The organism is Prosthecobacter gellanilyticus, assembly GCF_007992435.1.
Taxonomy (GTDB): domain Bacteria; phylum Verrucomicrobiota; class Verrucomicrobiia; order Verrucomicrobiales; family Verrucomicrobiaceae; genus Prosthecobacter; species Prosthecobacter gellanilyticus.
The window spans coordinates 127086-151887 of sequence record NZ_BKAG01000017.1; the positions used below are offsets into that span (position 1 = coordinate 127086).

Consider the following 24802-nt stretch of genomic DNA (forward strand, 5'->3'; position numbering starts at 1 on the left):
TGTAAGTCAGATGTGACAGTCTCAGGGATGAAGAGATGGATGCACGGTCGTGAAGGCGTATCCATGCCATGCGTCTTCTCCTGCTCTCCCTCGCTGCTGCTGTCTCATTCTCCCTGCACGCGGCAGATACCCCGCCGCTCCAGGCCGGCGCCGCCACCAGCAACATCACCCCTGAACTGGGTGGTGATATCGTGGGCGGCTTCCTTCCCTTCCCTGCCACCCATATTCACGATGAGTTGAATGCGCGCTGCCTGGTGCTGGATGATGGCAAAACGAAGCTCGCTCTCGTCGTGTGTGACTTGCTCGGCCTGCATCGCAGCGTGTCGGTGAAGGCGCGTGAGCTGATTGAAAAGGAAACCGGCATCCCGGCCGCGAATGTGCTGATCTCCGGCACGCACACGCATTCCGCCGTGAGCGCCTTGGGCGGCCCGGTGAGGTTTTATTCCTCGGATCTGGAACTGACAGCCTATCAGCAGTTCGTCGCACGTCGTATCGCGGATGGTGTGCGCCGGGCTCTCAATCTGCTGCGCCCTGCGGAGATCGCCTTTGGTCGTGTGGACGTGCCGGAGCACGTGCACATCCGCCGCTGGTTTCTGAAGGAAGGCACCATGCCGCCGAACCCTTTTGGCAAGATCGACAAGGTGAAGATGAACCCCGGCGCAGGCAGCCCGAGCCTCCTCGAGCCTGCGGGCGAGCCTGACCCCACCGTCTCTTTCATCGCCGTGCGTGAGCCCGGCGGGCGCTTGATCTCCGTCTATTCGGCTTACTCGCTGCACTATGTGGGCGGTGTCGGCGGCGGGCACATCTCCGCTGACTATTATGGCTACTTCTGTGAGGCGCTGAAGCGTCTGCAGGTGAATGGCAATGATGATCCGCCTTTCGTCGGCATCATGGCAAACGGCACCAGCGGTGACGCCAACAACAACAACTTCCGCAACCCTCAACCACGCAAAAAGCAGTACGAGCAGATGCGCTACGTGGCCGAGGACGTGGCCGCGAAGGTGAATGAAGCCGTCGCCAAAGTGAAGTGGGAAAGCAGCGCGCCGCTGACCTCGCGCTACCGTGAGCTGCCCGTCGCCTGGCGGAAGATTCCAGAGGATCTCATCGCCTGGGCCAAGGAGACGGAAAAGAACACTCCGCGCATCCAGGGCAAGGCCGATCTGCCCCTGGCCTACGCCGGCCGCGTGCAGCGCCTTGCCGAGGCCAGCCCGGAGACCAAATTCCCGGTGCAGATCTTCCGCATTGGCGATATCTGCATCGGCTCCTCGCCCTGTGAGACCTTTGCGGAAACAGGCGTGGAGTTCAAGAAGCGCAGCCCCTTTGAAAAATCCTTCATGGTCGAGCTGGCCCATGGCTACTACGGCTACATGCCCACTCCACGACACTTTGAGTTAGGCGGTTACGAGACCTGGCCCGGCACGAACAACCTCGAGCCCCAGGCCTCCGTGAAGATGATGGATGCCCTGCTGGAGATGGCGAAGGAGGTGAAGTGAGCGAGGCGGCCAGCGCCTGGCAAATGGACAGAATTTCCGAGAGCCGGTCTAACCAAAAATCACTTCTCCTTACCGGCTTTCTCGATCAGCACGAAGCGGTACTTCGTGTCATACTTGCCGCCGTTGTGGGCGTCGCAGCATTTGCGGCAGGCACTGCCACGGCGGAACTTCCTCACGCGCTGGGCGATGACTCCGCAATGTGCGCAGGCATAGATGTAGTTCCGGCTCACCTGACGGCGCGGCAGCGGCAGCGTGTGACGTGCGGACTCACCCGGAATGCCGAGATCGGCACAGGCGGTCTTCCACTCGCTGCCATGCGGCTCGATGCGGCGGCGTCCGGCCCGATGATAGGCCACCAGATGCGCCAGTTCATGACGCAGCGTGCGCTCGGTCTGGCCCTCAAACTCACGCAGACGTGGGTTCAGCTCGATGCGCCAGCTCGGATACGAGGCATAACCAGCCGTGCTGCGCAGGCGTGGGTTCCAGAACACATGCACCACCTTCGCCATGCCCGGCAGGCCGATCTGCTCCAGCAGCAGCTGGCAGACCTGCGTGAGCGTGGCGTCCTGGGTGAGCTCCTTGATCTCTTCGTTGCCGGATGCGGTGGCAGCATCTGACTCCGCAGACGCTGACGAGTCAAACAACGGGCCCTCCACCGGCTCCCAGGCGGGCTGGGAGTTGAAGTCAAAAAACAGCTGGGAAATTTTCCGCGCGAAATTCATGACTCAAGCTTCGACGGGAACAGCAGGAGACTTTTTCAACGGGGTTTGTTTGCGATCACGGATGCGGTGATCCTGATCGCCCAGAGCATAGACCATGTCAGGGGCCACGCTTTCCATGAGGAAAACGTTCGCGCCGATGATGCTGCGCGCACCGATGATGGTGTCACCACCCACGATGGTGGCCCCGGCATAGATGGTGACGCTGTCCTCCAGCGTCGGATGGCGCTTCTTGCCTGCCAGCGCCTGGCCGGCAGCGAGGGATTTCGCCACCAGGCCGACCCCTTGATACAACTTCACATGCGCGCCGATCTGGCAGGTCTCGCCGATGACCACGCCGGTGCCATGATCAATGAAGAAATGACTGCCGATTTCCGCTCCGGGATGGATGTCGATGCCCGTACGGCCATGCGCCCACTCGGTCATCATGCGCGGCAGCAGCGGCACACCGGCCTTGTACAAAAGATGCGCGCTGCGCTGCACGGCGATGGCCTCCAGGCCCGGATAGGCCAGGATGATCTCCTCAAAACTGCGCGCGGCGGGATCGCCATCGAAAGCGGCCTGCACGTCTGTTTGCAAAAGCTGGCGAACCCCGGGCAGGCACACCATGAAGTCACAAACGAGCTTCATGGCCTCCTCGCGGTGATTGTCACCCTTGCCATCGCGCAGGCGCAGGCTGCGGCGCACCTCGATGTTCAGGCGCTCGCGCATGCCGGCCACACGTTCGTGAGTCAGCAACTCCAGATCCTGGGAAGACAGCGCATCTTCAGAGAAGAAACCCGGGAAGAGCACCTGCAGCAGGTCCTCACAAAGCACGGCAATGGCTTTTTTGGACGGCAGGTTGCCGCTGTCGACATGGTTGATGCCCCCGACCTCGCAATACGAGGCCATGAGGCTTTGGACGATCTCTTCCTGGCGGCAATCCATCGGTGTAGTTAGTGGCCTATCTATAGAGGCAAGATACGCCGGAGGCAAACGGGCAGGCTGTGAACAAGTGGCCGTCTTATTCTCAATCTTCCACTCCCAGGCGCACTTTCAGGCGGGTGAGCTGGGCTTTCAGCAGCTCGATCTCCATCTCCATGCGCTGCTTCCAGGCCTGGTCTTCCTCCAAAACGGCGGCGGGCGCCCCCACCGGTGCCGCAGAACCAGAGGCCGGCGGAATGATCTCCTCCTGCGGCGTGGAATCCGCCCCAGGCTCACCCGTGAGAAGCTGGGTGTACTGCGCCACACGACGTCCCGGACCTGCGGGCAGGCAGGCGGCCAGAGGTCCCTCGCTGTAGGAGATGAGATTTAAAAGCTCCGCATCCACGCTCTCCAGATCCGGGAAGGCATGCAGGCGCTCCGTGCGCTGGCGCAGCTCACCTAAAGTTTGTTCGCCGCGCAGCAGCAGCACGCATAGCAGGGACACGGCAGGCTTCTCCAGCCCTGGAAGCTTGGTCTTCAGATTGTGACGATACTTGCTCACCCGCGCCCCCACGATGCTGATCTCAAAGATCCAGCCGCGTGTCTTCATGGCCTCCACCGCGCGGCGGATCTGGCCCTCATCCAGGCTCATGACCGGGTCGCGGTTCGTCGTCTGGTTGCACGCGGCCGTGAGTGCGTTCAGCGTGAGCGGATAGTAATCAGGCAGCGTGATCTCTTTTTCGAGCAGGCAGCCCAGGATGCGGGCCTCGATGGCATTGAGCGGGTCGGTGGCGGACATGATTGACGTAGTGCCTTATTCTTAGACGAGCCTTTCGCACAAGCAAAGCTCAGCCCGCACATCAGCTCACCATTTTGCGCTAAGAAAGCTCCCTCACCCTCTGTTCATCGGGCCATGCACCGCACCCTGCTCTCCCTCTGCCTGCTCCTGGTCGCATCCACCTCCGCGCTTTCCGCGGCAGATGCTGCAAAGCCAAACGTGCTCTTCATCGCCATCGATGACCTGCGTGACTGGGTGGGCTACCTGCATCACAACGAGCAGACGAAGACCCCGAACATTGACCGTCTCGCGAAGATGGGCACGGCCTTCACCCGCAGCTACTGCGCCGCTCCAGTGTGCAATCCCTCACGCACCGCGCTGATGAGCGGCATGCGCCCCTCCACCACCGGCGTGTATGGGAACGAGACCGACTGGCGCAAGATCGTGCCTGAGGACAAGCCGCTCACCGCCTCCTTCCGCAAAGGCGGCTACTACGTCTGCGGCGCTGGCAAGATCTACCATGAGTCCTTCAAGCGCGACAGCGAGTGGGATGACTACCTCACCAAGGAAGGCGGCGGCAAGGCCGAGAACAAGCTCTCCAAAAATGCCAAGGACGGCGGTGTCGGCGGCATCCGCTTTGCCCCGCTGGACTGCCAGGATAATGAACTCGAAGACTATGCCATCGCGGACTACGGCATCGAGCAGCTCGGCAAGAAGCACGACAAGCCCTTCTTCCTCGCCGTGGGCCTGCACAAGCCCCACATGGCCTGGAATGTGCCGCAGAAATGGTATGACATGTTCCCCCTGGAGAGCATCCAGCTGCCTCCCTACAAGGAGGATGATCTGTCCGACGTCCCGCCCGCTGGTGTGGCCATGGCCAAGCCGAATGGCGACCACAAAAACATCCTCGACTCTGGTCGCTGGAAGGAAGCCATCCAGGCCTATCTCGCCGCCACGGCCTACACCGACATGAACATCGGCCGCCTGCTGGATGCCTTCGACAAATCTGCTTATAAGGACAACACCATCATCGTCTTCTGGTGTGACCACGGCTGGCATCTCGGCGAGAAGCATCACTGGCGCAAATTTGCCCTTTGGGAGGAGGCCACGCGCGCTCCGCTGCTCTGGGTCGTGCCCGGATTGACGAAGCCCGGCACCGTCTGCGACCGCACGGTCGACTTCATGAGCATCTACCCCACGCTCATGGAGGTCTGCGGTCTGCCCAAGCCTGCGCATCTTGAAGGTCCGAGCATCAAGTCACTGCTCGAAAATCCCGCCGCTCCCTGGACCACACCCGCTCTCACCACCCATGGCTTCAACAACCACGGCGTGCGCAACGAAGGCTGGCGCTACATCCGCTATGCGAATGGCGACGAGGAACTCTACAACGAGTCCGCCGACCCCAACGAATGGACGAACCTCGCCAAGGATCCGCAGCATCAAGCCATCAAGGATGAACTGGCCAAATCCATGCCCGCGGAGAACGCTAAAGTTCCTAACAAAGAGAAAGGCAAGACCGAGAAGACTCCGGAGATGAAGGCGAAGCGCAAAGAGAAGAAGATGCAGAAGGGGAAGGAGCCGGCCGAGGGGTGATGGATGGCTGAGGCCCGAGCACAAAGAAAACGGCCTGGCTTCCGCCAGGCCGCTAAATGAGGGTTTTTGATCTGTCGGCAGACTTTAGTAGGTCACCGTGCGAGTCGTCTGCACCGCGCCACTGACAGGAACAATAGCGGTTGGTGAGCTGACCGTGGTTTCCTCGGTGGTCGTCATGACTGAGCGGCGAGGGTGATCATCATCGTCATCATCATGGTCGTATGTCTCACAACTGGCGAGACACATCAGGCTGGTGCCTGCCAGCAGGGCTAGAAGAAGTTTGTTCATGATCGTCAGGTAGGTTGGGTTGCGCAGACGGCTCAGTTGTCATCGTCGTCCTTGTCCCGGGGAACGGGAACGGTTGTGGTCGTCGTGGTCCTTTGAGTCTCGACCACAGGCGGCACGGCCACGGCGGCGGCGGCTCTGCGAACGACCACCTTGCTGGCGATGAGCGCTCCATCGGCACCCTTGACGTAGTATACTGTGACAGGAACACCGGACCTTACGGTGTCGACAGCGATGGGGGCGCCGGCTTCATCCACGTAGGAGGTGGTCTTGGTGTAGGTGTAGGGCAGCGGCTGTGGGGACGACTGCGAACGGACAACAATGCGGTCAGCGCCGAAATCAGCGACCGTGCCTTCCGAATAGGTGGTGGTTTCAGTGACGGAAGGTGTGACCACTCGCGCGGTGGCACCGGTCTTCACCATCACCTTGGACACGATCAGGCGGTCTCCAACCTTGGTGTAGTACACCGTGGTCGGAACCCCCGCTGTCACAAGGCTCGCGGAGACAGGATTGCCGAGCTCATCCACATAATTGGTGGTGTCCGTGGAGATGTAGCGGATGGGCTGGCTGTCGACGGCCGTCTTGATCAACAGACCTTGCGGGCCGAATTCGCTGACGATGCCATCAGAGGTGACTGTTGTCCGTGTGGCCTCGATCGTTTGAGCTTGAACGATGCCACCGGCGGTGAGCGCTACTGTGAGCAGCAGAGCATGGAGTGAGTTTGAGAGGATGTGTTTCATATCATGGTGGATACGGGTTTCCCTGCGCTTTTGGTTATGGGGTCTATCCCCACCCCTTTTCTGGATTGGAGAAACCGCCCGGCTTTTTTCGCGCTTGCCGGCGGCCTAGGGCGGATCAGTATGGCATATGGTCTCTCCCTCTTTTCCGTGCCTTCCTAGTCGCCGCCAGATTGTCCTTCACACCCTTGCCTGCACTGCCTTTGCCCTGATGGGCCCGGCTCTCCAGGGGCAGGAAGCCGCAGCGACCTCGAGCTTGCGTGAAGTGGGCGGCCTGAAGCTCAACTGCCCCCTTCCACTGGAGGAAAAGAGCAAGACCGGAGAAAATGAGATGATGCACAGCCAGGCGCAATACAGCGTCAAAACGGACGGCTACGAGGTCGCTGTGGTCTCCATCCACTACAAGGACAGCGTGCCACTGGATCTGCAAAAGATCTCCCAGGGTTCCGCCAACAGCATGAGCAAGCTGGAAGGTGTGACCAATCCCAAGACAGAGTTCAAGAACCTGACCCTGGCGGGCGCGGACGAGGCGCGGTTGATGTCCTTCAAGGCTGACCGTTTTGGCAAGGTCCTCCGCACAGAGAGCACCTACATCAGGAAAGGGCAGCAGCTGTGGATGGCGATCGTCACCTTTACGGAAGATGACAAACGCTCGATCTTCGTGGGTGAGACGATCAGCAAATCTGTGCGTCTCCAGTGAGTCGTGTGAGAAAGCCTGTCCTTCTTGATTCAACACTGCATCTCCGTGACCAGCACCTGACTGTCACAACGTTTTTCCCATGACTCTCCGCGAACCCGAAACCGTCGAACTTTCCACGCCCACCGGCCCCATGCGCGCCCTGGTGCTGCGCCCTGCAAGTGAAGGCCGCTTCCCGGGCCTGCTTTTTCACTCGGAGATTTTTCAGAACACCGGTCCCATCTGCCGCACCGCCGCGTTTCTCGCCGGTCATGGCTTCATCGTGGTGCTGCCAGAGATTTACCATGAATATCTGGAGGCAGGTACAGTGCTGGCCTATGATCAAGCAGGCTCCGATGTGGGCAATCGCTTGAAGACCGAGAAGCCCGTCGCCGCTTATGATTCGGACAACCGCGCTGTGCTCGACTACTTGAAAGGCCACGAAGCCTGCACGGGAAAGCTGGGTTCCTTCGGCCCCTGCATCGGCGGGCATCTCACCTACCGCGCGGCTTTGCATCCAGATGTCTCCGCCGCCGCCTGCTTCTACCCCACAGATCTGCACAAGCGCAGTCTCGGTGCCGGCATGAATGATGACTCACTGGCGCGTGCAGCGGACATCAAGGGCGAGCTGCTCATGGTCTTCGGTCGTCAGGATCCGCATGTGTCTGCCGAAGGCCGCGCCATGATCTACAACACTCTGGCTGCTGCTGGCGTGAAGTTCACCTGGCATGAGTTCAATGCCGCCCATGCCTTCCTCCGCGATGAAGGCCTGCGCTATGATCCGGAACTCGCTCGTCAAGCGCTCGGCATGACGGTCGATTTCTTCCGCCGCTGCCTCAGTTAGGCCGGCGCGTTGCCGCGAGCTGAAAGCCTCACCTTTGTCCCGGCCGCCAGTCGCCTGGGGCCGGCTGCGTCGGGTCCACCAGCGCGATACCAGGCCGCGTGAACTGTATCTTCCGCTGACGGAAAAGAGCGCCGAGAGCCTGTTTGAAGGCGGCTTTGCTGGCCCCAAAAACCTCACGGATACCTTCGGGTGAGCTGTCGTCATCAAAGGGCAGTGCGCCTCCCGCTGCCTTCAATTCTTCAATGATGCGATCCGTCAGTGGCGCCACGCGTTGATAGCCCGATGCATCCAGGCTGAGGTCGATCTTGTTTCCAGGATGCACGGCCGCGATGTAGCCCATGATCTCCTGCCCCGGCCGTAGCGGCGCAGTGGCACGGCTCTCATGCAGCAGGCCCATGTGAGTTCCGCCGACCAGCGCATTGAAGCCCAGCGGCGTGCGATTAGCGATGATCAGCGGGACTTGCTGACCCTTCCTATAAAGCGCCGGCTGGCGGCTGAGATGCTTGTTAAACTTCGTGGTGGCGACGATGCGGTCGGAGCGCTCGTCCAGCTTCACAAACACCAGCACCCTGTCACCCGGCTGCGGACGGTAATCTGACAGTTCGCGAAACGGCAGCAACAGATCCTTCGGCAGTCCCCAGTTCAGAAACACGCCCATCTGCTGGTGCACGCCCACGACTTCCAGAGAGGCAAACTCTCCCACGATGGCCAGCGGACGCTCCGTGGTGGCAATGACACGGTCCTCAGAGTCTCGATAAATGAAAACCTCCAGCAGCTGGTCCAGCGTGGTGCCCCTCGGCACATAGCGCGTCGGCAGCAGGATCTCCCCATGCGGACCACCATCCAGGTAAATGCCGTGGGGTGTGCTGTAGAGCACTTTGAGTCGATTGTATCTGCCGAGGTCTGCCATGTGACCGCAGGCTAGGCGCGGACGCGGTGTTTTTCCAATCCCCATATCCACGCATTTCGTTCGTGGCCCGATGAAGGGATCACCGACTCCGCTGCAATCAAGGTTTGCGGCGTGCATCTCCGATGTTACACAGGCTGGTGATCGAGCGTAAGCTTCATCACCGACCGCTTTCACCCAACCCTTCATGTCTCAGACCCTGGCTGACGAAACTTATGATGCTGGCGCCTACACGCGCGAGGTCATCGAGCAGGTCTGGCAGCTCGCGCAGACGATCCCGGGGAATGACCCGGCGGTGTGGCGGAAGGATGAGTTCGGCGCCTGGCTGCACCGGCAGGACTACCGGAACCGGCACAGCGAATTTGGCTGGGAGATCGCCGATGGCGGCTACCGCATGCGCAGCATGGGCCTCACCGCCCTGCGCCCCATGCAGTGGCAGAACCATGTGGACTTCCTCGTCGCCTCACGCAATCAAGCCGTGGTCACCGCCGATGGCCTGCGCAATTCACGCCGGCTGCTCTGAGCTTCAAATGCTCCCGGGCAATGATGCCGAAACTCCGTCATCCTTGCTGATGATCGCGAGCCGGAGGCTCGATGGCCGGTAGCCGGCGGTGAAAGGAGCGTAGCGACTGAGAACCACCGGACTTCACAAGTCGTGCGCACCAATCAAGTTTGCGTCTCGGAGAGACGCTGGAAGCATTCGCCAACTCCCACCCCCCTGCCGACATGTGTTCTGCGATGACTCAAAACGGCTTCAGCGCCACCCCGCCGCAGTCTTTGCAGAGCATGGATGCATCTCGAAACTGCGTGGAACAGCGCGGGCAGTAGGCCGCCGAGCCTGGCTGGCGCTCCGGCACTTCCTCGAGCTTCGCCTCGTCAAACCCGCGCTCCTTCCAGAAAACGCGTAACAAACGTTGCTGCAAATCACCCGAGGCTGCCGACGGATGGCAGGCCGCGTTCCAAAACAGCCGTGCCAGCTTCAGGCGGGAGCTTTCCGTCAAAGAACACCAGGCTGCCAGCGGGTGTGACTCCAGCCATCGCGCCTCGAGAATGTGATCCGCCGCACGCAGCCCGAACTGGGGCAGAAAGAACATGGGCAGCGTCTTCCAGAAGCGATGTTTGACCCTGCCCTTCGGCAGATCTCCCGCCGCACGCCAGAACAAGATGGCCTGCACCCACATCAGCAGAGCCATCACACCTGCGGCATTGAGGATGCCCACGCCATCTCCTAACTGGCGATAGATCACCGGCAGCACACCGAAGCAAAGCAGGAAGGTCATCAGCGAAACACGGCGCAGCCACCGCGTAAGCCTTGTGGACTCCGCCATGTGCGCGGTCACCTTCTGCACATCCAGCGTGGCACGCGCATGCTTTTCAAAATCGCGCTCGCGGGCCTCTGCGTTCATCGTGGTCCACTTTCGCACCCTCTCAGCCATGGCAGATGCCAGGTCAGCATGATGAAAAAGCACACGCTGGCCCTGGCTGAGCTGCAGCACACGTTCAGTGGCCTGCGGCTTCACCTCCGCCCACGGTATCACAGCTTCCGGACGACCTTCCTCATTCAACACTTCAAGCCCCGCCTCACAAGGCAGCAACTGCCAGGGCAGCATGACCGCATGCACCGGCGGAGGCGGCAGCACGGGCAGCACCAGGAAGCGCCGCCCGGCAAAATCTAGCGGCGCAAAGACACGCCTCAGCGCGCCTTCCTTGCCGTGAGCCATGAGCAGCCAGGCACCCGCAGGCACCAGCCTCAGACACTCCGCCAGATACAGCAGCGCGAAGAGAAGGAAAAGCCACTGGCCGTCTGTCATGACGACTCAGATCACACGGACTCCTTGCGGCCAAACAGCTTCGAGAACAGCGCCTTGATGCCTGCTCCGATGGCCACCACCACGACGACAATGCCCTTGCCCAGCTTCGCGACCAAGCCGCCCAGCTTTGCAAACAGGCCCATCTTTGCCGCGGCCACGGCACCACCACCAGCGATCAGGGCCGTGAGACCATACTCAGCCACCTTGTCACCCGCGCGGAACTCCGCGTAGGTGTTTCCTGTGGTGTACTGGAAGTCCTTCATGATGCCCTGATACTGCGGCAGCAGGGTCTGCATCTCCTCAGGATCACAGACGAGCTCGACCTCCATCACCCCATGACGGCCCAGCAGACGGGTGTTGTAGTTGATGGACTCATTGCCGCTCTCACTCACCACACGCAGCGCCCACTCAAGGTTCTTCGTCTGGTCATTGAAGCGCGGTGGCAGAGCCCAGCCGACCACTTTCAGAGTACCCAGCCCCATGCGCTTGCGTTCCACGTTGGCAGCTTCCTGACCTTCCTGGAAGGTCTTCAGCATCTCATCCGCGCCTGCATCCAGCTGGCTTTTTTCATCATCCTTGACGTACCCCGTGTTCTCGAACTCGAAAATGACCCAGGGTCCCAGACCTTCCGTGGTCATCATGCCGAGCTCAGAGGTGCCTGGGACGTTGTCAAAAAGCTTCAGCATGTCACGCGTGCCCTGTGGCCCGGTGAAGCGCCAGCCCTGCGGGATGCTCACTTCCGCCATGCTGCCCAGTGCCGACTTGCCGGAGCGTGTCCAGCCAAAGGTCTCAATCTTGTCGATCAGCTTCTTCTGCTGCGCCTCGATCTCCGCCTCGGTCGGCTCTGCCGGTGCAGCTGCGGCGCCTCCAGCCCCAGGAGCCGGAGCCGGCTGGCTCTGCCCCATGGCGGACATGCTGAAGACGGACATCAGGATCAGGCTGCTGAGCAGGCTCGTCATTTGGGAGAAGGCTGGAAGCTTCATGGAGAAGGGGTTAGAAAGGAATGATAGGTTATCCCGCACAGAATCCTAAGGTCAAGGCGCAGAACCCATGCCACCGTAGATTTATGCTGGAGACAAGCGCAGCGCTGCGACATGTTTTTCACATGACTGAACCCGTCAGTACTCCCCAGGTATCCCCAGGCACCGCACGCTCCGGCTGCCTCCGCTGGTTCGTCGTCACCGTATTGCTTGGCCTGCTGGTGATGGGCGTGATGAGCATCTTCTTTCTCAAGACCCTCAAGGAGACGCTTTCCATGCTGGCCAATCTGCCAGGACAAATGGTCCACAGCGACATCGAGACACGCTTCAAGGAGTCCATCACCAAGATCAGCGCCACCAACGGAGACATCCTGGAGGTCGCCACCATGGAGACGAATGAAACCGTCACGCGCTATGACATGAAGACTCTCTTCAATGAGATCATCTATCTCGGCACCACGGTCTCGGAGATCCGCACACCCGTGGTCTATCGCTACCACATCAAGCTCTCCGAAGACTGGCAGCTCCATGTGCAGGATGGGCAGTGCATCGTCCGCGCCCCTGGCCTGCGGCCTTCCCAGCCGCCCGCCGTGCGCACGGATGGCATGGAAAAGAAATCTGACGCCGGCTGGTTCCGCTTTAATGCGGATGACAACCTCGCTAATCTGGAAAAAGAGCTCACCCCCACACTCGAAAAGCGCGCGGGTAACAAAGCGCATCTCGACAACATCCGCGAAGCCGCCCGCAAATCCGTGGCCGAGTTCGTGAAGAAGTGGCTGCTCGACTCCGCGCGCAATGACGACGGCACCAGCCAGATCCGCAGCATCACCGTGATCTTCCCCGACGATGCCCAGCCCAACACCGGCCCCATCACCCTGCCCCCGACGATCCAGGTGCAGTGAGTTGTCTGAGTAAGTTGTTCACGCTTTAGCGTGTTCAATGACGTGCAAAGACACGCTGAAACGTGAACAACGTACACCAGGACCGCTTCGCGACTTCCGCACCTAACTAAAAAATCTCCGGCTCCGGCACCGCTGGACCATGCTGGAGAAAATCAAAGTCCGCGCCTTCGTTCGCCTGCGTGACATGCTCCACGAAGAGCTTCGCATAACCACGATGATAACGCGGCGGCGCGGGTTTCCACTCGGCACGGCGCTTCGCCAGCTCCTCGTCACTCACATGCAGATGCAGACGACGGTTCTTAACATCCAGCTCGATGAGGTCGCCGTTCTTCACCAGCGCCAGCGGACCACCCACCGCGCTCTCCGGCGCGATGTGCAACGCGCAGGCTCCATAGCTGGTGCCGCTCATGCGGCAGTCACTGAGACGCACAAGATCACGAACACCCTGCATGAGCAGCTTCTTCGGAATCGGCAGCTGACCCCACTCCGGCATGCCAGGAGCACCCACAGGACCCGCATTGCGCAGAATGAGCACGGTGTCCGGGGTGATATCGAGATCCATGTTGTCGATCTCCTTCTTCATCTCCGGATAGCTGTCAAAAACAAGCGCGGGGCCCGTGTGCTGACAAAGAGCAGGCGTGGCAGCCGCATGTTTGATCACCGCGCCATCGGGGCAGAGATTGCCGCGCAGGATCGCCGTGCCGCCATCCGGCTGGATGGCATTCTCCGGCGTGCGGATGACGTCTTTGTCGTAGACCTCGCAGCCGTCCACGTTCTCGCCCAAGGTTAGGCCAGTCACCGTCGGCACATCCATGTGCAGAATACCGCGCATGACATTCAGCAGTGCCTTGATGCCTCCTGCGAGGAAAAACTCCTCCATGAGGTATTTGCCAGCAGGACGCAGGTTTGCCAGCAGTGGCACACGCAGGCTGATCTCGTCAAACTTCTCCAGCGGCAGCTTGATGCCGAGACGTCCCGCCATGGCCACCAGATGCACAATCGCATTCGTGCTACCACCCAGTGCCATGTCCACCGCAATCGCGTTCTCAAACGAGCGCTCGCTGACGATGGTGGAGGGCTTCCGGTCTAACCAAACGTTCTCCACCATCTGGCGGCCCGCAGCGGCGGCGATGCGCAGATGCGCGCTGTCCACCGCAGGGATGGAGGAAGCACCCGGCATCACCAGACCCAGCGTTTCTGCAAGAGCAGTCAACGTGCTCGCCGTGCCCATGGTCATGCAGTGGCCTGGGCCGCGTGCGATGCCGTCTTCGATCTCGCACCATTCTTCCCAGCTCAGATTGCCCGCGCGCTTCTCGTCCCAGTATTTCCAGACATCACTGCCGCTGCCCAGGGTGGTGCCGCGCCAGTTGCCCTTCATCATCGGCCCGCAGGGCATGTAGATGACCGGGATGTCCATGCTGAAGGCACCCATGAGCAGGCCTGGCGTGGATTTATCGCAACCACCCAGCAGCACCGCGCCATCCAGCGGATTCGCGCGCAGCACTTCCTCGGTCTCCATCGCCAGTAGGTTGCGATGAAACATCGCCGTCGGCTTCGTCAGCATCTCACCTGCGGAAAGCACCGGGATCTCCATGGGATGCCCCCCCGCCTGCAGGATGCCACGGCGCACTGCATCTGCCGTGAGCTTCAGGTGCATGTGACAGGAGTTCTGCTCCGACCACGAGTTCAGGATGCCAATGACCGGCTTCCCCACATAATCCTCAGCCCCCCAGCCATGCTGTTTCGCACGGGAGCGATGGCCAAAGGAGCGCAGTTCATCCCGGCCATACCAGCGCCAGGAGCGGAGTTCTTCAGGGGTCTTTCTTGTCATGTGGGTGGGTGCGCATCATCCCGAGATGTCACGCAAATGCCACTTCCGCTTGGTAGAAAATGCAGGGGCCTTGCCGGCGCCCTTTCGGAGGTTCTCAACCAATCCGCCGGTCATACTGATCGTGTGGCCCGATCCAGAACCAAACCAGATGTTCTCCCATGTCGAAAGCCAATGCTCGGTAGTCCAGTCCGACACGAGCCGAGTAAATGTCGGCGGCCACTTTCTTGAGCTGAAGGGAGGGGTGCCGGGGATTGGCCTTCAACAACTCAAAATTCTTGTCAGCTAAAGCCTGGATAGACTCTGGAAGATGCCTGTAGTGGAACCAGAAGTAGGATGCGCCTGATGCTTCATAGATCGCGGCAGGCTCCGGCACGATAATCCGCCGTGATCCGCGCACGTAACCCATCAAACTTCCCCGCTGCCGCATCCGCCGCGATCTGCTCATCCCAACGACCCGCGTCTCGCTCCGCCACCCAGCGATGGAGTTCACGAAACTCGCTCTCAGGCAGCTTCTCGATGGCTTGTTCGATCTCAAGCAGGGTGCTCATGATGCCATTTTAGTCGGCCCATGGAATCGCGTCAATACCAGCCTCCAGCGGCGAAAGTCCGTCAGCAGCTTGCGTATTCACCGGGCATGAAACCGCTCTTCCTCGCCCTTCTGGGTCTTCTCGCCGCCGTACAGGCATCGTTTGCCGAGGAGCCCAAACCCGAGTTTCAGTATCAGTCCGGGGACATCCGCATCAGCCTGCCAACCGCCGATGAGCCACGCGTGGCCGCTTTCGGACCGGAGTCCGTGAAAGCAGCGGTGAAATACCTCGAAGAAGGCTCCATCTGCTGGGTGCGGGAAAAAAGCTGCGTAAACTGCCACACCACCGGCCCCTACCTCAGCGAGCGCCCGTCTCTGATCCCGCAGCTCGGCAAGGTGAACGAGGAGATCCACGCGGACTTTGTCGAGTTCGTCCCCGCCGAGATCAAGCCCGTGAAGGAGACCGAGAAAAACGGCCACCGCCACTATCCCGCCACCTTCACCAGCGTCTGGCGCTCACTCGGCCTCGCGGAATGGGACAAGCATGTGACCGGTAAAACCTCCGCACCTACCGAACAATCCCTCCGCGACATGTTCGAGCGCCAGTCCGCCAGCGGCGCCTTCGTAAGTCATGGCGAGGTGGAAGTCCCGCACATCACCACCGATTTCGAACTCACCGTGCAGGCCGCGCGCGCCATCACCGCCGCTCCTGGATGGCTCGCAAACCTGAAGGACGACGCCCTACTGGCAAAGGTGGAGAAGATGAAAACTTGGTTACGCCAGCCCGAGATCAAAAACGACTTCGATCGCGTGCTGCGCCTGCAACTCGCGCACTACATGCCCGAGCTTGTAACCCAGGCAGATCGTGACACTGCACTCGCCATGCTCTCCTCCAAACAACACGCCGATGGCGGCTGGTCCACACGCGACATGTCCGCGCTCAAAGACTGGCACTTCGAGATCAGCGAGTTCGTGGCCAACCTCATCACGAATCTTCCCGATGCCGCGAAGCCCGAGAGTGATGCCTACATGACCGCGCTCGCCATCATCCTCATGCGGCAAAGCAATGTGCCGGCCAGTGATGAGCGCATCCAGCGCGGCCTCACCTGGTTGAAGAAGGAGCAGCGCGTCTCCGGTCGCTGGTGGATGCAGTCGCTCTATCGCGGCAACTACTCCTACATCACCTACATCGCGACCACGCAGGCTCTGAAAGCTTTGGCCCTGTGTGATGAGCTGCCTGCCTTAGCTGCGGGTGCGGAGTAGTCCGCGAGAGGACTCGCGGACTACTTCATTTCACATCATCCCACTTCAGGTCAAACCGGGCCAAATACTTCTTCAGCCGGTCAGCGTCATTGGTAACCGTTCGTTTGGCTCGCGACACCGCAAACAGCTTCCGGCCCGCATCGGAGAGTGTCTTGCTCTCCTTGCACACACGGATCACGAACTCAAGTTGCACCACATCAAAGGGATCTATATCCGCCCTCTGCTTGTCACCGAGTACAGCCGGTAAATCACCTGACAATCGGCCGCCCACATCACACCAGCTCTCCTGCAAACGCGCCACTTCTGAAGTCACACACTCCACTGTGATCCGTCCCTTCGGCGCAAGAGTCGCCATGCGTGTCACCGCCGCATTGAGGTCACGAAAATTAGCACTCCATTTCGCCTCCGGACTGCGCGCGAACTTCAGGAAAGCCTCACGCGCCTCCTTGTTCATGCGCACCTGCTTGCGATGCGCTTTAGAGAATCTCTCCAGCTCGAAATCGAGGTTCGCGGCGATGTCCTCGCGCCTTTCCGCAAGACCCGGAAGCGCAAACGTCCAGAGGTTGATGCGCGCCAGCAGATCATCTCGAAACTTGCCCTCGGCGACCTGCACACGCAGGTCTCGGTTCGTGCCTGCGATGAGCTGGAAATCACTCTGCACGGCCTTGTCACTGCCCAGAGGAAGGAAGGTCTTGTCTTCAAGCGCACGCAGTAGCATCGCTTGTTCGTCCAGACCGAGTTCGCCGATCTCATCCAGAAAGATGAGACCTTTGTCCGCTTCCTTCAGCAAGCCCGGACGATCTGCCTGCGCCCCGGTGAAGGATCCCCGCTTATGACCAAACAAGGCGGACATGGCCTGATCCCCACGCAGCGTTGCACAGTTCACCTCCACAAACCTTCCGGTTAGGCCAGCGCGGGCCTTGCGCAGGTCATAGATGCGGCCTGCGAGCATGGACTTGCCTGCCCCCGTGGGACCCGTGATGAGGATCGGCGCCTTCGAGTTCACGGCCACGATCTCGATCTGCTCGATGAGCTTGTTAAAACCCTTGCTCTTCGTGGCGATGCCGCTCTTCAGAAAGTCCAGCGTGCGCTCCTGCTCCTGTGCGAAACGTGTGGCCAGACGATCATACTTCGAGAGATCGAGATCGATGATCTCATAGCGACCCGCGGACGTTGCATCGCGTGAGTCATGGCGTGCGGGACCCGTCTGCAAAAGCCGCGCCGGAATGAACTGCGCCTCGTTCAGCAGGAACCAGCAGATCTGCGCCACATGCGTGCCCGTGGTGAGATGAATCAGATAGTCCTTCTTCTCCGGCTCAAAGTCATAGTCACTGACGAAATCATAGAGCGCCTCATACACCTCCTGAAAGTCCCAGGCATCCTTCAGCGGAAAGTCATGCATCACCACCTCCGTCTCCGGAGACACCTGAGCGATGTCCGCCACCACGCCCCTCGCCATGTCCGCGAACTTCGGATCCACCAGCAGTTCCAGCCGTGAAATAAGCAAATCCTCATGCTGGCACATCGACACCGTCGGCCGCCATTTCGACCACCGTTCCGGCCCGAAAGCACGGTCCAGCGAGGTGCCGAGGAAGCCGAAAGTGACGATGGGTTTCATGGAATGGAGCGGATAACCACGCTTTAGCGTGGGGAAAAATCGCCGTCACGCTAAAGCGTCGGCAACCTGCCATCCTGCCCCGTTGACATTTGGAGCGCAATCCACCATCTTCCAGGGGCTGTGACGCCCGCCGAAGCCTATGACTCAATCCTCCAATTCTCGCCGGTTTCAGACCGATCCGAAGAAGCTGCTCGCAGCGCGGTTGAGTGCGCCCAAAAACTCATCGGTGGTGCTGAAACAAAGAGTTTCGGATGGTCTCGCCGCCAGAAGCGCGAGAGGCTGAGCAAGTAGCCATCCTGCGGCAATATGCTGCGGATCATGTCATACCCGGTGTCCAAATCGCCTCTCAAGGAGAGCATCATGTCTGGCATGAGGATGGCAGTGACCACGTCTTCAAGCTGATCAACCAGGACCGCTTCGGTTTCGTCGTGGATCAAGAGAATGACAATCGCGCTAACAAACTGGCGCTCAGGCATGCCATTCCGTCGGAATACCTGCTGCGCCTCGGCACGCAAAACGTGGCGTTTGGTGATGTGATCACACTCCAGGGCATCCAGGCAGGGCGCGTTCCTTCCATCATCACCGCCCAACCAGAAGTTGATCAAGGCCGCCCTTCCCTGGAAGACATCCACGCCTTCTTCATCCAGTGCGGATTCATGCGCCTGCCGGACGAGATGATGATGCAGCAATACAGCAGCAAGCCCTTCTGGTATCGCCCCTTCGACAGCATCATCATTGCCGATGCCAACCCAGAGAACTTCTCCCGGGTCACGGACGACATCATCGTGCCCATCGACCTGATCACACACCCTATGGCTGTGTCCCTGATGCACTCCACGGCAGCCCAGAACGGCGTGAACCTGGAAAAACTCATCGCATCTTATCCTTTTGGATAACTAGCTATCTTTTTAGATATTTCTTATGGAGGACAGCTCATCAACGAGGCTTGCCTCCTAAAGCGCTGAAAAATTTTCTTTCCCTTATTCTATAAGGCTTCCAGCGTCATTGGCACACCCGGCTGGCACGACTTGGCACGGCCCTAGCAATAGAGATTGGCATACGGGATCAACCGCCCGAAACCACCATGGCCAACAAATCTCTCTTCCAAACCATCGCCGGAGCTCTGGCTCCCAAGGCTGACAGCTTCAATGAAGCCGGGGCCCGCGCCTACAGCCTCTCCCCTTCCGGGGCGCTGGCCCAGTATGCAGCCACGGGTTGCCTGAGCCAGACCTTCTACGCCTCGGCGGAGGACCAGCTCGCCCAGGTGCTGAAGCTCTGTGAGAAGGTGCCGACGGACTTCATCGCCCGCACGGCTCTGCATTGCCGCCAGAAGGGTTTCATGAAGGACGTGCCTGCGCTGCTCTGCGCCGTGCTGGCTGCCCGTGATGCCGAGCGCCTGGAGCTGATCTTTGATCGCGTGATCGATGACGCCAAGATGCTGCGCAACTTCGTGCAGATCCTCCGCTCCGGCGTGACGGGTCGCAAGTCCCTCGGTTCCCTGCCAAAGCGCCTCGTGCGCCGCTGGTTTGAGACCCGCTCGGATGAGGTCATCTTCCGCGCGGATGTGGGTCAGTCGCCTTCCCTGGCGGACATCTTGAAAATGGTGCACCCACGTCCCGCCACAAAGAGCCGCGAAGCTCTTTACGGTTACCTCATCGGACGCAAGCATGATGCCTCGGCGCTGCCAGCCATCGTGCGTGAGTTCGAGGCCTGGAAGACCGAGCCTGTGGGAAATCCACCGGAGGTGCCTTTCCAGATGCTGACCGCGCTGCCTCTCACCACGGAGCAGTGGCAGGCCATCGCTCGTCGTGCCCCATGGCAGATGACGCGCATGAACCTGAACACCTTCTCCCGTCATGGCGTGTTCACCGTAAAGGAGATCACCCGCCTGGTGGCCAGCCGTCTGCGTGACGAGGCCCAGGTACGCCGTGCCAAGGTCTTCCCTTACCAGCTCATGGCTGCCTTTCAAAATGCCGGTGCGGATGTGCCGCACGAGATCAAGGAAGCCCTGCAGGATGCCATGGAGATCGCCGTCTCCAATGTGCCTGCGGTGGATGGAAAAATCATCGTGGCTCCGGACGTGTCCGGCTCCATGCACTCCGCCGTGACTGGTGTCCGCAAAGGCGCCACGAGCAAGGTGCGCTGCATTGATGTCGCTGCGCTGATCTCCGCCGCCTTCCTGCGTCAGAACCGTGATGCCGAAGTGCTGCCTTTCGAGAACAACGTGGTTCGTGTGTCTTTGAATCCTCGTGATTCTGTGATGACGAATGCGCAAAAACTCGCGTCTCTACCTGCCGGTGGAACGAACTGCAGCTCCGTGCTGATCGATCTCAATGCCCGCAAGGTGCAGGCGGATCTGGTGATCTACGTCTCCGACAACGAGTCGTGGATGGACACTCCTTATCATGGCCACTTCGGAGGATCCGCGACCCGCACGATGAGCGAGTGGATGAAGTTCAAGCAACGGAATCCCAATGCCCGTCTCGTGTGCCTCGACATCCAGCCCTACGCCACCACGCAGGCCAAGGAGCGTGAGGACATCCTCAACATCGGCGGCTTCTCCGACTCCGTGTTCAATGTGATCGCCGCCTTCGCCCGCGGTGAACTCAGCCAGGATCACTGGATCGGGGAGATCAATCAAACCCCGCTCTAAACTCAACCCTTTTGGAGCCTGGTGAATGCTGGTGCAGACTACATTTTAACTGTCCCGTCTCTCCAACCCTTGTCATCAGGCTCCATCCCACCTCTTTCTTTCCTTCTATCAATCATGGCGAATGCCTGAGGAACTACATGAACCCATCGGACGCAGGTTCGAGCCCTGCCTGTCATGCGCAAGCACGGCAGTAGCTCAGCGGTAGAGCAATGAGCGTTTCTCACCTACCTTGTCGCCATCACTTCTCACCTAACTAACTTTTATTTCTGGCGAATGCCGGAGCGGACTACATTCGTAACCAGCGGGTTCAAATCCCGCCCCGCAGAAATGCGGAGAAGTCTCTCCACCCTTGTCGCCACTCCTCTTCAAACAACCACCTTAAATGGTGACGAATGCTGATGGAACTACATGGTTTCTCACCCTCCTGTCGTGGGTTCGAATCCCACCGGTCTCACTTTCGACGGGACCGTAGCTCAGCCTGGTAGAGCAGAGTAAAACGTTTCATCTCACCTTGTCGTCGCCACCTCTTTTCAATGCTCCTTTCATATTCATCGTTAGCCGACGAGCTTCTCAAAAGCCTTGAGGATTTCGATGCCAAGATCGCCCCTCAGGGTCTCTATGCCGCCGAAGAACACGTCCCCGAATCCACACACCAGAAGTGGCGACTGGAATGGGATCAGTGTCTCACTCCATGCTTACAAGCTCTGGGCGCGGTTTGCATAGCCAACGGTCGATTCGGTTACAACTGGCGCATGAACAAACGTCCAGGCACCGCCATGGCGGGCTTCGGCCTTCCACAAAAGGAACATATCACGCTCGACATGATCAAGATCTCCAAGATCAAGGTGCGTGTCTATGGAGACAGTCATCGCATAGATCCACACCTCGACTTCTCCAAACGCTGGGAAGAGTACCAACTCGCCTCGCACCTCAAAAGGTATCAGCCCGACAAAACTCACCAAAACATGCTGCTGCTTGTGGGCTTCGACGGACACAAAGATCCACTCCGGAAAGAACTCCTGCAACTGCGCGAGGACCGCAACTGGGAACACTTTGGCTGGACCCTCAGCACACGCTCCTGGCCTGACCCACATCGCCGTGGCTTCAATACCCTGGCCGCCCTCTGGATTCCGACACTAACTGACAACGACCAACCATGACCACCTCCCTATTCCATATCACCGGCGAAGCCGAAGCTTTTCTCCCTGCGCGTGACAACGCGGGTAAACCGATCACCGTGATCGGGACGGAGGCCATTCGCTCCGGCTTCGACCAAACCTGCATCGAGCAGGCGCTGAACTCGCGCTCGGCTCCGGGCGTGACGAACCTGGTGCTCAACCCGGATGCGCATGCCGGTTACGGTGCGCCCGTGGGTTGCGTGATGGCTTCGCCAACACACATCTATCCAGGTCCGGTGGGCGTGGACATCAAGTGCTCCATGTCCCTGCTCCAGATGGACATCCCGTCGGATGCCATCGTGGATAAAGCGGTCCGCCGTCGTCTCATCGAGGCCATCGTGGCTCGCACTCCAACAGGTGCCGGACGCGGTCAGCGTGAGGCGAAGAAGTCGCGTCGCGTGTCCGCGGAACTCGGAGTGCAGGCATGCACCGAGGGTGCCAGCAAAAGCGTGTGTGAAGCGCTCGGAATCCCGCCTGAGTGGGCGCTGCGCTGCGAGGACAGCGCACATTTCGGTCATGATGGAAACACCTCCACGCTCCATGAGCGCCTCGACAAGATGCGCTCCTTCAATGGTTTCGCAGGCTTTGAAAACAAGATGATGCAGCTCGGATCTTACGGAGGTGGAAACCACTTCGGTGAGTGCGAGATCGTGCAGCTTTCCGATGATCCAGCGATGCGTGCCACCGCCGAGGTCTTTGGATTGCAGGATGATCGTGTCGCCTTCCTCAGCCACTGCGGATCGCGCGGGTTTGGAAACATCCTCGCGCAGCGCCAGTTCAAGGTGCTGGAAGGTTTCTTCCGCACCTGGGGTCTCGATTTCCCTGCTGGTGACAAGCAGCTTGTGTATGCACCGCTCGGAACGCCGGAGGCTGATGCCTATCTCGATGACATGGCGCTCGGGGCGAACTTCGCCACCGTGAACCACATGCTCATCAATGCGCTCGTGCTCGAAGCCTTCCAGGAAGTGCTGCCAGGAACCAAAGGTCAGCTCGTGTACTTCATCAGTCATAACATCGCGCGCCAGGAGGTGGTGGATAACCAACTTTCGTGGGTGCACCGCAAGGGAGCTACCCGCGCCTTCCCGGCGGGACATCATGCGCTGAAGGACACGCCGTTTGCCAGCACCGGTCACCCGATCCTCCTGCCAGGAAACCCTCGCGATGGATCCGTGGTGATGGTGGCCAAGCCTGACGCCGTGAAGAGCTGCTACAGCGTGAACCACGGCGCCGGCCGCTGCATGGGCCGCAAGGCTGCTGCACGCAACCTGGATCAAAAGACCGTGGACGCGGATTTCGAGACCCGCGACATCCTCTACAACGCGCGCCAGTACCCGATCGACGAAGCTCCGAACGCCTACAAGGATTTCAAAGAAGTCCTCCGCAGCGTCGAGTCCGCCGGTCTGGCCCAGCAAGTGTGCAAACTCAAAGCCCGCTTCGTGATCAAAGACGCGGCGGAGGCGGATGATTAAAAAAAACTTCAATCAGTGTTTTCTGTGAGCCATTCGAAGACTCTCCATCTCAAACTGCCTTCTGAGACTAGCTCGCTCCTGAGCGGCTACTTCATGGTTAACTGTGTCCCTGGGTGCTGTGGATTGGATGCCTATGACTTTGATCCAATCTACGTCAGTCACGCCATCGCCAAACATGGCAAAGAATGGGTCGAACAAACGTTGGCTGAACTTCAACAAATCAAAGTCGAGATTGATACACTGCCTGATGATTGGGGGGTGGATAGCTCTGAGATGAATGCATGCTGGTCCAAGAAAGAGGCTCAAGACTTGTTTGACTTGCTCGCTGGTGTAGTCACGCAAGGCCTTGGGGTTGGAGCCGTGCGTCCTGACCAGTCTCATCAGCGTCATGGTCCTGCTTAGCCGATGCCCTGAACAATTTAACACGCTAGCTAGACTCATGAAGACTCTCAATCCCATCCTTCAAATCGCCGGTGACGCAGGCGGAGGTCAACTGCTGCGCTCGTCGCTATCCCTGGCGCTGGTGACCGGACAGACCTTTCGCATGACGAACATCCGTGGCAAGCGGCCCAAGCCAGGGCTGATGCGACAGCATCTGACCTGCGTGAAGGCAGCGGCAGAGGTCGGTGATGCGGCCGTCGATGGCGCGGAGCTTGGCTCCACCGAGCTGGTCTTCCGTCCCGGCAAGATCAAGGGAGGCGACTACAACTTTGCCATCGGTTCCGGTGGCAGCACGACGCTCGTGCTGCAGACCCTGCTGCCTGCGCTGCTTCATGCCGAGGCAGCCAGCACGCTGCGCATTGAAGGTGGGACGCACAACCCGATGGCACCTCCCTTCGAGTTCATCGATCAATGCTTCCTGCCCGTGATCCAGAGCATGGGTGTGAAGACATCCGTCACCCTGGAACGTCATGGCTTCATGCAGGCCGGCGGTGGAGTGCTGAAAGCGGACATCCAACCTATCCAAAAGTGGAAAAAATTGAAGCTCACCGAGCGCGGCGAGCCTGTGGAAACCTTTGGCCGTGTGCTGCACGCCCATCTGCATCGTGACATCGCCCAGCGAGAGATCACCACTGCCGCCAGCGTGCTGGAATGGCAGGAAGACAAGATCGAGCTGCGCTACGCCAACGAAAGCGCCGGACCAGGCAATGCGCTGCTGCTCGGAGCGCGTTTCGCGAATGTGTGCGAGATCAGCACCGGCATCGCGCAGATGGGCAAATCTGCCGAGTCCGTGGCCACAGGCGCAGCCAAAGGCCTGCACCGCTATCTGTCCTCAAGCGCACCTGTCGGTGTGCATCTCGCGGACCAGCTCCTGCTGCCGATGGCCCTCGCACAAGGTGGCGTGTTTCACACCCACGCCATCAGTGATCACACCGAGACGAACATGACCCTCATCCAGCAGTTCCTGCCCGTGAAGTTCACGGTGACCGAGGTTGAGCGTGGGGTGAAGGCGGTGACGTGTCGAGATGTCGATGGGCGTTGAAGTCGCGAAGCGTCCTGGAGTGCGCCGGACCTCCGGCGCTTTCCGACGAAGCGAGTGATTCACAAGCTTCGAGAGAATCACCAACCTCAAACAACCTTCGCTTCCAGCTTGCGCGCAAATATCGTTAGGCCTTCGAGAGCGCCAGAGGACTGG

25 protein-coding genes are annotated in these 24802 nt (G+C 59.7%); 13 read left to right on the top strand and 12 right to left on the bottom strand.

The window, feature by feature from the left end; translation table 11 throughout:
- The first annotated feature begins 68 nt into the window (after positions 1 to 68).
- The gene (locus BGE01nite_RS13555) at positions 69 to 1493 is read left to right on the top strand and encodes a hypothetical protein (protein ID WP_146851013.1); all 1425 of its coding nucleotides are present in this window, start codon (positions 69 to 71) and stop codon (positions 1491 to 1493) included.
- 59 nt (positions 1494 to 1552) lie between these two features.
- Here the strand turns inward: BGE01nite_RS13555 and BGE01nite_RS13560 are convergent, their stop codons facing one another.
- The 3 genes from BGE01nite_RS13560 to BGE01nite_RS13570 form a co-directional block, all read right to left on the bottom strand.
- On the bottom strand, positions 1553 to 2215 hold the full coding sequence (locus tag BGE01nite_RS13560) for a SprT family zinc-dependent metalloprotease (RefSeq protein WP_146851014.1): 663 nt from the start codon (positions 2213 to 2215) through the stop codon (positions 1553 to 1555).
- Between the two features lie 3 nt (positions 2216 to 2218).
- Positions 2219 to 3139, bottom strand: coding sequence for a serine O-acetyltransferase (locus BGE01nite_RS13565; RefSeq protein WP_146851015.1), 921 nt, complete (start codon positions 3137 to 3139; stop codon positions 2219 to 2221).
- Positions 3140 to 3221: 82 nt separating this feature from the next.
- Positions 3222 to 3914 carry a YceH family protein gene (locus tag BGE01nite_RS13570; protein WP_146851016.1) on the bottom strand — a complete coding sequence of 231 codons (693 nt, stop codon included), beginning with the start codon at positions 3912 to 3914 and terminating at the stop codon, positions 3222 to 3224.
- A 114-nt stretch (positions 3915 to 4028) separates the two neighbouring features.
- On the opposite strand from BGE01nite_RS13570, the gene BGE01nite_RS13575 reads away from it, so the two are divergent.
- Positions 4029 to 5486 carry a sulfatase gene (locus BGE01nite_RS13575; protein ID WP_146851017.1) on the top strand — a complete coding sequence of 486 codons (1458 nt, stop codon included), beginning with the start codon at positions 4029 to 4031 and terminating at the stop codon, positions 5484 to 5486.
- Between the two features lie 84 nt (positions 5487 to 5570).
- Here the strand turns inward: BGE01nite_RS13575 and BGE01nite_RS13580 are convergent, their stop codons facing one another.
- Positions 5571 to 5774, bottom strand: a complete 204-nt coding sequence (locus BGE01nite_RS13580) for a hypothetical protein (RefSeq protein ID WP_146851018.1) — start codon at positions 5772 to 5774, stop codon at positions 5571 to 5573.
- 32 nt (positions 5775 to 5806) lie between these two features.
- Positions 5807 to 6511, bottom strand: a complete 705-nt coding sequence (locus BGE01nite_RS13585; protein WP_146851019.1) for a hypothetical protein — start codon at positions 6509 to 6511, stop codon at positions 5807 to 5809.
- Between the two features lie 208 nt (positions 6512 to 6719).
- On the opposite strand from BGE01nite_RS13585, the gene BGE01nite_RS13590 reads away from it, so the two are divergent.
- Positions 6720 to 7208 (top strand): hypothetical protein, encoded by a 489-nt coding sequence (locus tag BGE01nite_RS13590; protein WP_146851020.1) that lies wholly within the window; start codon positions 6720 to 6722, stop codon positions 7206 to 7208.
- 79 nt (positions 7209 to 7287) lie between these two features.
- Positions 7288 to 8028, top strand: a complete 741-nt coding sequence (locus BGE01nite_RS13595; protein WP_146851021.1) for a dienelactone hydrolase family protein — start codon at positions 7288 to 7290, stop codon at positions 8026 to 8028.
- Positions 8029 to 8056: 28 nt separating this feature from the next.
- Here the strand turns inward: BGE01nite_RS13595 and BGE01nite_RS13600 are convergent, their stop codons facing one another.
- On the bottom strand, positions 8057 to 8938 hold the full coding sequence (locus tag BGE01nite_RS13600) for a CvfB family protein (protein WP_146851022.1): 882 nt from the start codon (positions 8936 to 8938) through the stop codon (positions 8057 to 8059).
- A gap of 184 nt (positions 8939 to 9122) precedes the next feature.
- Between BGE01nite_RS13600 and BGE01nite_RS13605 the strand changes: the two genes are divergently transcribed.
- On the top strand, positions 9123 to 9458 hold the full coding sequence (locus tag BGE01nite_RS13605; RefSeq protein WP_146851023.1) for a hypothetical protein: 336 nt from the start codon (positions 9123 to 9125) through the stop codon (positions 9456 to 9458).
- A gap of 220 nt (positions 9459 to 9678) precedes the next feature.
- Here BGE01nite_RS13605 and BGE01nite_RS13610 read toward each other — a convergent pair whose 3' ends face one another.
- Together BGE01nite_RS13610 and BGE01nite_RS13615 are read right to left on the bottom strand one after the other, a co-directional pair.
- Positions 9679 to 10746 (bottom strand): hypothetical protein, encoded by a 1068-nt coding sequence (locus BGE01nite_RS13610; protein WP_146851024.1) that lies wholly within the window; start codon positions 10744 to 10746, stop codon positions 9679 to 9681.
- An 11-nt stretch (positions 10747 to 10757) separates the two neighbouring features.
- Positions 10758 to 11729, bottom strand: a complete 972-nt coding sequence (locus BGE01nite_RS13615; protein ID WP_146851025.1) for a DUF2167 domain-containing protein — start codon at positions 11727 to 11729, stop codon at positions 10758 to 10760.
- Between the two features lie 122 nt (positions 11730 to 11851).
- On the opposite strand from BGE01nite_RS13615, the gene BGE01nite_RS13620 reads away from it, so the two are divergent.
- Positions 11852 to 12628 (top strand): hypothetical protein, encoded by a 777-nt coding sequence (locus BGE01nite_RS13620; RefSeq protein WP_146851026.1) that lies wholly within the window; start codon positions 11852 to 11854, stop codon positions 12626 to 12628.
- Between the two features lie 106 nt (positions 12629 to 12734).
- On the opposite strand, the gene araD is transcribed toward BGE01nite_RS13620, so the two are convergent.
- The 3 genes from araD to BGE01nite_RS13635 all read right to left on the bottom strand — a co-directional run bounded on the left by araD (position 12735) and on the right by BGE01nite_RS13635 (position 15007).
- Entirely contained in the window at positions 12735 to 14459 is a 1725-nt protein-coding gene (gene araD / locus BGE01nite_RS13625) for an L-arabinonate dehydratase (protein ID WP_146851027.1), read from the bottom strand.
- Positions 14460 to 14553: 94 nt separating this feature from the next.
- Positions 14554 to 14832, bottom strand: a complete 279-nt coding sequence (locus tag BGE01nite_RS13630) for a type II toxin-antitoxin system RelE family toxin (RefSeq protein ID WP_218032983.1) — start codon at positions 14830 to 14832, stop codon at positions 14554 to 14556.
- The gene (locus BGE01nite_RS13635) at positions 14807 to 15007 is read right to left on the bottom strand and encodes a hypothetical protein (protein ID WP_146851028.1); all 201 of its coding nucleotides are present in this window, start codon (positions 15005 to 15007) and stop codon (positions 14807 to 14809) included. The genes BGE01nite_RS13630 and BGE01nite_RS13635 overlap by 26 nt, the downstream gene beginning before the upstream one ends.
- Positions 15008 to 15027: 20 nt before the next feature.
- Between BGE01nite_RS13635 and BGE01nite_RS13640 the strand changes: the two genes are divergently transcribed.
- Positions 15028 to 16248 (top strand): prenyltransferase/squalene oxidase repeat-containing protein, encoded by a 1221-nt coding sequence (locus BGE01nite_RS13640; protein ID WP_146851029.1) that lies wholly within the window; start codon positions 15028 to 15030, stop codon positions 16246 to 16248.
- 25 nt (positions 16249 to 16273) lie between these two features.
- On the opposite strand, the gene rtcR is transcribed toward BGE01nite_RS13640, so the two are convergent.
- Complete coding sequence (gene rtcR, locus BGE01nite_RS13645) at positions 16274 to 17866, bottom strand: RNA repair transcriptional activator RtcR (protein WP_146851030.1); 1593 nt, start codon at positions 17864 to 17866, stop codon at positions 16274 to 16276.
- A gap of 251 nt (positions 17867 to 18117) precedes the next feature.
- On the opposite strand from rtcR, the gene BGE01nite_RS13650 reads away from it, so the two are divergent.
- The 6 genes from BGE01nite_RS13650 to rtcA all read left to right on the top strand — a co-directional run bounded on the left by BGE01nite_RS13650 (position 18118) and on the right by rtcA (position 24649).
- A complete protein-coding gene (locus BGE01nite_RS13650) occupies positions 18118 to 18762 on the top strand; it encodes a hypothetical protein (RefSeq protein WP_146851031.1) in 645 nt (214 codons plus the stop codon).
- A 188-nt stretch (positions 18763 to 18950) separates the two neighbouring features.
- Positions 18951 to 20519 (top strand): vWA domain-containing protein, encoded by a 1569-nt coding sequence (locus BGE01nite_RS13655; RefSeq protein WP_146851032.1) that lies wholly within the window; start codon positions 18951 to 18953, stop codon positions 20517 to 20519.
- A gap of 533 nt (positions 20520 to 21052) precedes the next feature.
- A complete protein-coding gene (locus tag BGE01nite_RS13660) occupies positions 21053 to 21679 on the top strand; it encodes a hypothetical protein (protein ID WP_146851033.1) in 627 nt (208 codons plus the stop codon).
- Positions 21676 to 23166, top strand: coding sequence for an RtcB family protein (locus tag BGE01nite_RS13665; RefSeq protein ID WP_146851034.1), 1491 nt, complete (start codon positions 21676 to 21678; stop codon positions 23164 to 23166). The genes BGE01nite_RS13660 and BGE01nite_RS13665 overlap by 4 nt, the downstream gene beginning before the upstream one ends.
- 93 nt (positions 23167 to 23259) lie before the next feature.
- Positions 23260 to 23568: a DUF6331 family protein gene (locus BGE01nite_RS13670; RefSeq protein WP_146851035.1), complete on the top strand. Its 309-nt coding sequence runs from the start codon at positions 23260 to 23262 to the stop codon at positions 23566 to 23568.
- 37 nt (positions 23569 to 23605) lie between these two features.
- Positions 23606 to 24649: an RNA 3'-terminal phosphate cyclase gene (rtcA, locus tag BGE01nite_RS13675; protein WP_218032984.1), complete on the top strand. Its 1044-nt coding sequence runs from the start codon at positions 23606 to 23608 to the stop codon at positions 24647 to 24649.
- The last annotated feature ends 153 nt before the right edge of the window (positions 24650 to 24802 follow it).